Source organism: Vibrio sp. V38_P2S17PM301, from assembly GCF_009904845.1.
GTDB classification, from domain to species: domain Bacteria; phylum Pseudomonadota; class Gammaproteobacteria; order Enterobacterales; family Vibrionaceae; genus Vibrio; species Vibrio proteolyticus.
Genome location: NZ_WXWO01000009.1, coordinates 1 through 9,177, shown reverse-complemented (window position 1 = coordinate 9,177; position 9,177 = coordinate 1). Strand labels below are relative to the sequence as shown.

Sequence of the window (9,177 nt, the reverse complement as noted above, 5' to 3'; positions counted from 1 at the left end):
CCATAGAACACCTGCCTTCTGTACTTTGGTGCAAAAACCACATGATATTTACAATTCCATCGCGTGTGCGCTAAGCTCTTTTCGTCCCCCATTGGGACCCCCTTTCAATTCTTAATTAACTCTTGCAGTTGCCAGACCACAAGACGTTTTTATCAAATTGAAAGGGGTTATATAACTAACTTATAGCTGTAAGCTTTACGGAACCCCCAGCCTAGCTGGGGGTTTTCTCTATACAATAAAAAGGCGACCATAAGGTCGCCTTTTTTGTTTCACGTGAAACACCTAACCGGAATAAGCACTGTGCCAGTCTTTCCAAATTGGGTCGAACCCCTTGTCACGAATCATGCGTTCAACGTGTGCCGCGCTCCGCTCGTCGCTGATCTCAAACTGCTCCAGTTCTGTGTCTTCCAGAGCATACCCTCCCGGCTGGGTTTTCGATGCAGCAGACATGCTGGTGATCCCAAGCGGTAATACATTGTCACGAAATTGTGGAGATTCGCGGGTGGAGAGGGACAGCTCCACTTCCGGATTAAATAAGCGATACGCACAGATCAGTTGCACCAGCTGTTTGTCCGTCATTACCGATTTGGGCTGCAGCGCGCCTGCGCAAGGCCGCAATCGTGGAAATGAAATCGAATAACGTGTTTGCCAGTATCTACGCTCCAGATAGTCGAGATGCGCCGCCACATAGAAACAATCCGTGCGCCACTCTTCTAACCCGATTAAGGCGCCAATACCAATCTTATCGATTCCCGCTTTTGCTAAGCGATCTGGTGTATCCAGTCGGTATGCAAAATCCATTTTATTGCCACGCAAATGATGCTCGGCGTACGTCGAAGGATGATAAGTCTCTTGATACACCATCACCGCATCCAAACCCAACGCCTTAAGCTCGGCGTAATCGTCTTGGTCAAGCGGCTGCACTTCCATCGCCAGATAGTTAAAGCGCTGTTTAATCATCGGCACCATTTCGCGGAAGTATTTCATCCCGACTTTGGTTTCGTGCTCACCGGTAACCAGCAATACGCTATCAAACTTCATGCGCTTGATAGCCGCCACTTCCGCTGACACTTCCTCCCTATTCAACGTGCGACGCTTGATACGATTCTCCATGGAGAAGCCGCAATACGTACAAGCGTTGGCACACAAGTTAGACAAGTACAATGGAATATAAAGCGACATGGTATTACCAAAACGTTTGCGAGTCGCCGAGTATGACAACTGCGCCATCTGCTCCAGATAAGGCTCTGCAGCAGGTGAAATTAGCGCTTTAAAATCTTCCAGATCACGCTTGGGTTTACTTAATGCCCGCTCGACATCTTGCGCTGTCTTGGCGTAAATCGACATCGAAATGTCATCCCAATTGAGCTGTTTAAATTGTTCTACGAAGCTCATGTTTTCCTCGCTTAGAACTTAAAACTCATCCAGAAATGAAGTCAGTGGACTCGACGCAACCGCATGAGACACTTTACCCGCAAGACCGGCTTCATAAGCCATACGCCCTGACTCAACCGCCAACTTAAAAGCGTTCGCCATCGTAATAGGATCGCTCGATGCCGCAATCGCCGTGTTGACCAGAACTGCATCGGCCCCCATCTCCATGGCACGAGCCGCATGTGAAGGTGCTCCGATACCTGCATCTACCACGACCGGGACATTGGCTTGATCGATAATGATTTCCAGAAAATCGTGAGAAACAATGCCTCTGTTCGAGCCAATCGGCGCCCCCAATGGCATCACTGCAGCACAGCCTACGTCCTCCAGTCGCTTGCACAGCACAGGGTCAGCATGACAGTAAGGAAGCACAATGAATCCTTCTCGTACCAACTGCTCAGCAGCCGCTAGTGTCTCAATGGGATCCGGCATCAAGTACTTAGGATCTGGGTGAATTTCCAGTTTCAGCCAGTTGGTCCCCAGCGCTTCACGCGCCAGTTGCGCGGCAAACACAGCGTCTCTGGCATTTTTAGCACCGGAGGTATTGGGCAGTAAGTTCACCCCCGCTTGAACCAACGGCAGCAAAATATCATCTTGCTGGTCGTTCACGTCAACGCGCTTTAACGCCATGGTCGCAAGTTTAGAGCCCGACGCGTGAATCGCTTGCGCCATTAGTCGGCTGTTGGCAAATTTACCTGTTCCGGTGAACAGTCGTGATTCGAATTGTTTATCGCCAATGTTAAGCATCGACTTTACCCCCCTGCGATTGCTTGAAACAAGGAGATGCGATCTCCCTGTGAAAGAACGGTGCTGGCCCACTCGCTGCGCGGCATAATGTTGTTGTTAATGGCAACAACACACCCCATTTCCGGCAACTCAAACAGGCTAATGATTTGCTGTAGATTTAACTCGCTGGCCACTTGATGAGCCTGGTCATTGATGACAATAGTGATCACATCTAAGTGCGCAGCTAGCGATTGTGTTGTTTGTTGTTCTGATGACGTCATTGCTCCAACTCTCTTGATTCCGGCCATTGCTTATATCGGTGATGGGGAAATTTAGCGCGACAAAGTTCGCCCGCTAAACTTGAGCGCAAACTTGGCATTGTTTGTCTTTGCTGATCCCCATGGTTTGCCATTGCATCTTCAATCCATCAAACAGATGCAACGTGGCGATTTCGACATGAAACGTCCCAGTTGCCAGTTTCTGGATCGCTGCCAGGGCCTGGTAGTTGCCAAGCGTGCCCACTACCGGACCGACAACGCCGCTCTGACTACATTTTTGGTGTTGTTGCAGTTCATCAAACGGATACAAACAGCGGTAACAAGCTTTGCTCTCCACCCCATCCTGACTTGGTGTTTGATAGTCAAAGACGGCAAATTGCCCTTGCCAGCCAATAGCGGCTGCTGAGATAAGTGGTGTGTTTTGTTCAAAGCAAACCTGGTTAATCAGCTGACGAGTGGGCATGTTGTCAGTGCAGTCCAACACCACATCCGCCAGCATGACTTCAAGCTGCAGTTGCGCTTTGTCTAAACGCTTATTGAGAGCACGAACCTGAACCATCGAATTGAGTTCAGTGAGCTGTCTCATGGTGGCTTGCGTTTTGGTGACTTTGAGATCTCGTTCGCGATAAATCACCTGACGCTGCAGATTACTGCTCTCAACCTCATCATCATCAACCACGACTAGCTTACCGACGCCCGCCGACGCCAAGTACAAACTCGCCGCACTCCCTAAGCCGCCACAGCCGATAATCAGCACGTGCGATTCGCTCAGTCGCACTTGCCCACTTTCTGCGATTTCAGGCAGCGCGACTTGGCGTTGATAACGAAGGAACTGCTTATCCGTGAGCATATTTATCCCTTACGCCATCTGTAGATGCGTTGTTCAGGCCGGCAAACGTAAGTTGTCTTTCCTTCATCAGAGCAGTGAAAAACGCAATGACAGACTTAGGTGAGTCTGCCAATGTTATGGCTCGAACGACCGCTAAACTTGAGACGCCCGTCTGCCAGACTTTCTCAGCGTTGGACGGGGCAATGCCACCAATCGCGACAGTTGGATAACCGAACATGCCAGCACTTACCCCCTGCTCTGCTTGGGCACCAACATCAGACTGTGTTGCGCCATAAGGGATGCTATCGATCAGCTTTTGATATAATGCCAAACGCACCAACCCCTGCGGCTTAGATGGCATCTGTTTGGTGGTGGTTGGGAAGATATGTCCTAACGCGATGTAGCTAGGATGAATTTGTACGATACGAAGCAGTTCGTAATAGCCATGAGTGGAGAGACCAAGACGAATACCGGCTTTGGTGAGTTGGGCCAAATTCGACTCTTCAATATCTTCCTGACCGAGATGTACACCGTAAGCACCATGCTTAATCGCAAGCTGCCAATAGTCATTGATAAACACTTGGGCCTGGTATTGACGACCTAACTCAATTGCTCGAATGATCTGCTGTTCTAAATCAGCCTGTTGCGGATTCTTGATACGCAGTTGGATAGTATGGATGCCCAATGGCAGCAAACGCTCGATCCAAGTAACATCATCCACCACTGGGTAGAGCCCTAAACTCTGCTTCGCTAAGGTTGAAAAGCGGACGCGCTCGCCTTGCGCTGACCATCCGACTCGGATGCCTAAGCGCTGATCGTCAAGGACTGGGGTGGGAAAATCATCGAACTGGCACGCCCACTGATTGACTCGCTCCACATTGTGGTTTTGATCCAAGCGTGTTTCACGTGAAACATTCGTCTGTTGTGTCGTCATTCCTCGGGCGAGTGTCAGCGCATCTTCGATGGGAAAATCGAGCACAGTCAATGTCACCACCCATGCTAGGTGATGCTCAGGTACAAACACAGTGTTGAGTTTGACCTTAACGGAAAGCGCTCTCACTTCATGGTCGATTGGATGACGCCAGATATCAAGTTGAGACACCTCGCCCTGTGGATTGACAGCCTGGTCGTCAAAAATGCCAATCAAAACCGATGTCGAAGACTGTTCTAGGCACGCTTCTACTGATAAACCAGAGCGATAGCAAAGCGCCAAAGAGCGCTCTGGATCGGCGTTATGGGCATCAATCAGATCCGTAGTAACGTACGTAATGTGTTGGTCACGAACAAGCTGAATAGATTGAGTTGGGCTAACACCCAACTCAATGTCTTCGATACTAAAACCCTGCTCTTTCGCCAACAACAAACATTGTTGAACTAAGCCAGTTAGTTCAATCAAGGATGACGGAATAAGGATTTTGCTCATGAGTCACTTATCTCGACATGTGCTGCTGGGTGGTATAGCTCAGAGCCTGACTCTCTGAACTCTTGTGATTTCTGGCGCATGCCTTCTAGCGGATCATCAAGCATTTTGATCGAGATAGCTTGGTCTGCAGCCACTTGTTCGGTGTCTTTCGCATACTCCCGCACCTCTTGCGAAATCTTCATTGAACAGAACTTAGGCCCACACATGGAACAGAAATGCGCTACCTTACCTGATTCCTGAGGCAGGGTTTCATCATGGAAAGCGCGAGCGGTATCAGGGTCAAGTGACAGATTAAACTGGTCTTCCCAGCGAAATTCGAAGCGCGCTTTGGAAAGCGCATTATCGCGAACCTGAGCCCCAGGATGTCCCTTAGCTAAGTCCGCCGCATGCGCCGCCAGTTTGTAGGTGATCAAACCGGTCTTAACGTCTTCTTTATTCGGCAGTCCGAGGTGTTCTTTAGGAGTAACGTAGCAAAGCATCGCACAGCCATACCAGCCGATCATCGCCGCGCCAATACCGGAGGTGATATGGTCATAGCCCGGAGCCACGTCTGTGGTCAGTGGACCAAGGGTGTAAAACGGTGCCTCATGACAATGCTCGAGTTGCTCCTCCATATTGGCTTTAATCATGTGCATAGGTACGTGTCCAGGCCCCTCGATGATGACCTGTACATCATATTCCCAAGCAATCTTGGTCAGTTCACCCAGGGTGCGCAGCTCAGCAAATTGCGCTTCATCGTTAGCATCAGCCACCGAACCAGGGCGAAGACCATCACCGAGAGAAAGTGCCACATCATACTTGGCACAGATCTCACAGATCTCTCGGAAGTGGGTATATAAGAAGCTTTCTTGGTGATGTGCTAAACACCATTTCGCGATAATAGAACCACCACGAGACACGATGCCAGTAACGCGTTTTGCAGTCATTGGCACATAGCGAAGTAGTAAACCGGCATGGATAGTGAAATAGTCAACGCCCTGCTCTGCTTGCTCAATCAGAGTATCGCGCATCACTTCCCAGTTAAGGTTTTCCGCAACACCATTCACTTTCTCAAGCGCTTGATACATTGGTACGGTACCGATCGGAACCGGACTGTTACGTAAAATCCACTCGCGAGTTTCGTGAATATTACGCCCCGTCGATAAGTCCATCACCGTATCACCACCCCAGCGAGTGGCCCAAACTAGCTTTTCAACCTCTTCTTCAATGGAAGACGTCACGGATGAATTACCAATGTTGGCATTCACTTTGACCAAGAAGTTGCGGCCAATGATCATCGGCTCAGATTCTGGGTGGTTAATGTTGGAAGGGATAATGGCACGACCTTCGGCGACTTCTTTGCGCACAAATTCGGCGGTGATGTCTTCGGGTAGGTTGGCACCAAAGCTTTGACCCGGATGCTGTTGATTCAACACGTCATCACGGTATTGAGCGCGTCCCATATTTTCACGTAGCGCGATGAATTCCATTTCTGGGGTGATAATACCTTTGCGAGCATAGTGTAACTGAGTCACGCACTGCCCATCTTTGGCACGTCGAATACGTGGTAGATTACCGTATCGAAGATCGTCTAGTGTTTCGTCTTCTAAGCGTTCTTTGGTGTACACCGAGCTTACTTCATCAAGTAACTCTGTGTCACCGCGCTCTTCAATCCAGCTTTCTCTTAGCTTTGGTAAGCCACTATAAAGGTCAATATCGTAGTTCGGATCAGTATAAACACCTGACGTATCGTAGACTCGGACGGCTTCATTCGGCTCAAAAATAGGCGCTTCTTTTGTGCCACCAATCAGACTATCTGCTAGCGCTATTTCACGCATAGGTACACGAACATCTGGACGTGAGCCTTGCACATACACTTTGTGTGAATTGGGGTACGCTTGTACCGAGAGGGTATCAATAAACTGTTTGGCTTCCAGTCTCGCTTGTTTGCGACTCGACATAGCATTTTTCCTTATTGGTATTGGGGATAAAAATGCTTGGCGGATAGATGCGACAAGAGGAATCGAATGATGGACAGATTATGCAGGTGCTCTTCGTCTAAACAGCATTCGATTATTTGATAGGTCGACCAGATAGAACTCTGGTGTAGATATCTTCTCTTGTTCCCTTCGCAGATTCTAATCTGATCAGGTTCAACGGATCCCGAATTAACGGTCTCAGCCTTATGGCACTCCGACAAGTAAAATCAGTATATAAAAACGGCTTGGTTAAACCAAGCCGACCTGTACAAATTTTATCTAACTTTTGATCAACAACTGAAAACCCACCCAGGCGGCGGAAACACTCAATACCACGTTCAACAAGATATTGAGGCCCATCTTGAAAAAAGCACCTTGTTGCAACATCAACACGTTGTCCATTGAAAAGGTCGAAAACGTCGTCAATGCTCCAAGGAAGCCCAGACCGATGATTTGGCGCCATGGTTCGGTGGCGAGCATTTCATTTTCAAACAGTGCGATCAATGCGCCCATGATGAATGACCCCACAACGTTGACCGTCAACGTCCCATAGGGAAAGCCCCGCCCAAACAACACCACGCACAATTCAGAGATCAGATAACGCGAACACGCACCAAATGCGCCGCCGACAGCGATAAAGCCGAGAATGGATAACTGCCCCATAGTAACCCCTTAATTTTTGATGCGAACATTGTAATCTTATTCGCTGAAAAATCGAGCGATCCAAGGGTTAAATCCGCAGTAATAAGATTGTGTTTCTGAAATAGATTTTAAAAGTTACAGGCGTCACTTTACCTCAATAAAACCCATGAGGCCGGTTTTCATGTGTTCAATCACATGACAGTGGTACATCCAGCGCCCAGGGTTGTCCGCCACGAATGCCGCCTTAGCGCTGCCATTTTTGCCCAATAACACCGTATCGGTATGAAACGGTTCTGTAAGCTTGTTTCCATTCAGTTCCAATACGGTAAAAGTATGTCCGTGTAAATGGATTGGGTGGTGGTACTGGGTGACGTTCTTAAGGTCAAAAATGTACGTTTTCCCACGTTCTAAATACGCCAGCGGTTCGGGAATGGATGTCGCACTCATACCCTCCCAGGCGCGCTTATTAACTAACCAGAAGGTCGGCATCGCATGCCCGGATGGATCGGCTGGGATAATAGCGCCTTCCCACTCAAACACAAAGTCAATTTCCTGTGCATTGGCCAGATCAACTGACGGTACTGGGTTGAGTGGCAGAGTAGGCAAAGACTGACCAGATGGTAGTTCTGACGACATCACCTCAAACTCGCACAGAGGAAATGGGAATTTGCCTTTCATTTGACGCACATAAACCCGCTCTCCTGCCTTGGGCGCCACCAAGCCAATATCAACCCTCATACCTGGGCCAATTTTATGCTGAGTGAGCTTCACTGGCGTCTTTACCGGATTACCATCAATGGCGATGACCCAGGCCTCGGCTCCTTCGACGGCAACCGGATACGTTATTGTATTGTCGACGTTCGCAATTCGCAGACGAACAGTGGCATGCGCTTTCAGTGAATAGACCGGCTCATGGACTCCATTGACGGTCCCCCACTCGCCTGGTGTGCCCATGCGTGCGCTATAGCGTGGGATCATCAAATCTTTCCACTGACCCTGCGGATCCAAATGCCAGTGTTTCAACATTAAAGCGTGCTCTTCGTCGAAATGAACCGGGTCTGCCTCTTCAACAATGATCAGCCCCACCAATCCCATACCGAGCTGCTTGACACTATTCATATGTGGGTGATACCAAAATGTGCCTGCGTCTGGTGGCGTAAATTCGTATATAAACGTCTCACCAGGCATGATAGGCGGCTGGCTGAGGAACGGTACACCATCCATAGCAATCGGGATACGCAGCCCGTGCCAATGGATGGTAGTTGGCTCATCCAGTTTATTGGTAAAACGAATGATGACCTTTTCTCCTTGCCGGCAGCGAATTGTCGGCGCTGGGATCCGACCGTTGAACGCTAACACCGAAGTCGTGAAACCAGGCACTAGCGAGGCGCTCGCAGGCTGTGCAGTCAAGTCGTAAATATACCGGCCGTCACGACCGCGAGATTGCACCAAAGAGCACGCAGGCATCACGCACATAGCTGATAAGGCGAACGACGTTTTGACGAATTGACGACGGCTGATATCCATTTGTTTTCTTTTCCCAATAAGAGTGTTGAGGAGAAGCCCAAGTGTAACTAATTATTACTCGCAATGCTCTGCGTATTGTTCGCACCAACAGAAAACAAAAAGGCCTCAGTCTTTCGACTGAGGCCTTGAATATGGCAGGGGTGGAGAGATTCGAACTCCCAACACGCGGATTTGGAATCCGCTGCTCTGCCAATTGGAGCTACACCCCTAAAAATTTCGTTGTTTTATATTCGAAAAAGCCTCGCTGATAGCGAGGCTTTCGAAATAAATGGCGGAGCGGACGGGACTCGAACCCGCGACCCCCGGCGTGACAGGCCGGTATTCTAACCAACTGAACTACCGCTCCGCACTGGTTAGACT

General features: G+C 49.2%; 9 protein-coding genes, 2 tRNA genes and 1 riboswitch. All 11 genes read right to left on the bottom strand.

Annotated features, from left to right (window positions below):
- Positions 1-92: transposase (locus tag CAG64_RS02295; RefSeq protein WP_171055261.1), on the bottom strand; the 92-nt coding region annotated here is incomplete at its 3' end.
- Between the two features lie 190 nt (positions 93-282).
- On the bottom strand, positions 283-1,395 hold the full coding sequence (thiH, locus tag CAG64_RS02290; protein WP_161457602.1) for a 2-iminoacetate synthase ThiH: 1,113 nt from the start codon (positions 1,393-1,395) through the stop codon (positions 283-285).
- 18 nt (positions 1,396-1,413) lie between these two features.
- On the bottom strand, positions 1,414-2,181 hold the full coding sequence (locus tag CAG64_RS02285; protein WP_161457603.1) for a thiazole synthase: 768 nt from the start codon (positions 2,179-2,181) through the stop codon (positions 1,414-1,416).
- A 5-nt stretch (positions 2,182-2,186) separates the two neighbouring features.
- Entirely contained in the window at positions 2,187-2,441 is a 255-nt protein-coding gene (gene thiS, locus CAG64_RS02280; protein WP_161457604.1) for a sulfur carrier protein ThiS, read from the bottom strand.
- Positions 2,442-2,514: 73 nt separating this feature from the next.
- The gene (gene thiF / locus CAG64_RS02275) at positions 2,515-3,288 is read right to left on the bottom strand and encodes a thiazole biosynthesis adenylyltransferase ThiF (protein ID WP_161457605.1); all 774 of its coding nucleotides are present in this window, start codon (positions 3,286-3,288) and stop codon (positions 2,515-2,517) included.
- Positions 3,275-4,690: a thiamine phosphate synthase gene (locus CAG64_RS02270; RefSeq protein ID WP_161457606.1), complete on the bottom strand. Its 1,416-nt coding sequence runs from the start codon at positions 4,688-4,690 to the stop codon at positions 3,275-3,277. Before CAG64_RS02270 ends, thiF begins: the two co-directional genes overlap by 14 nt.
- Entirely contained in the window at positions 4,687-6,630 is a 1,944-nt protein-coding gene (thiC, locus tag CAG64_RS02265) for a phosphomethylpyrimidine synthase ThiC (RefSeq protein ID WP_161457607.1), read from the bottom strand. Before thiC ends, CAG64_RS02270 begins: the two co-directional genes overlap by 4 nt.
- Positions 6,631-6,776: 146 nt before the next feature.
- A riboswitch (TPP riboswitch) is annotated at positions 6,777-6,875 on the bottom strand.
- 52 nt (positions 6,876-6,927) lie between these two features.
- The gene (gene crcB / locus CAG64_RS02260) at positions 6,928-7,311 is read right to left on the bottom strand and encodes a fluoride efflux transporter CrcB (protein WP_021707311.1); all 384 of its coding nucleotides are present in this window, start codon (positions 7,309-7,311) and stop codon (positions 6,928-6,930) included.
- 123 nt (positions 7,312-7,434) lie between these two features.
- On the bottom strand, positions 7,435-8,817 hold the full coding sequence (locus tag CAG64_RS02255) for a multicopper oxidase family protein (RefSeq protein ID WP_161457608.1): 1,383 nt from the start codon (positions 8,815-8,817) through the stop codon (positions 7,435-7,437).
- Positions 8,818-8,949: 132 nt separating this feature from the next.
- Positions 8,950-9,026: transfer RNA gene (locus CAG64_RS02250), tRNA-Trp, on the bottom strand.
- 60 nt (positions 9,027-9,086) lie between these two features.
- Positions 9,087-9,163: transfer RNA gene (locus CAG64_RS02245), tRNA-Asp, on the bottom strand.
- Positions 9,164-9,177: the final 14 nt, after the last annotated feature.